The organism is Vibrio sp. 2033 (assembly GCF_033339735.1).
Genome location: NZ_JAWOVC010000775.1, coordinates 1 through 529, shown reverse-complemented (window position 1 = coordinate 529; position 529 = coordinate 1). Strand labels below are relative to the sequence as shown.

The 529-nt window shown below is 45.7% G+C and carries 1 pseudogene; it reads right to left on the bottom strand.

Annotated features, from left to right (window positions below):
- Positions 1-192, bottom strand: a pseudogene (locus R7P74_RS29020) (hypothetical protein); the annotation flags it as partial.
- Between the last annotated feature and the right edge of the window lie 337 nt (positions 193-529).

Below are 529 nucleotides of genomic sequence, written 5' to 3'. Positions count from 1 at the left end.
AGCATAGAAAGTTGTGCGGGAACTAAAAGGTTGAAATACGTCCGCACAATAGCCGCGCCATTCTTCTTGATTAGCGGTGGGGCCAACCCAATTGCGTTTGTGGTCTGGGAGTCGCTCGGCAAATGCAGGGCCATTTCGAAACAGTAGCCAGAAAATATACAGCGCCAATGCAATCAACAGTATCGTCAACATACTCCCCCCTTAGAAATGTCTGTGCCACTGCCGTTGCTATTGAGGTCGTAAACTGCACTTCCCTAATTGTCATCGTCATCGCTAACGTCACACATCGCTTAACGCGTATTTAAGCCTTTCTAAGCAATTAGAATTGCGATGATTTTTCTATCTTATATGTTTACTCAGCGAGTAATGTTCGTTTTAAAAACGAGCACGCTAACGGTTTTAAACGTGCGAAGGCACACCTTTAGGTCTAGCACACTACGGGATGGATTGCAGGGAAGGAAATAGGAAGAGAGGGAACGCGCCCAAATGATATCGACGTCATACGTCTATGCCATTTGGGCAAAAATCG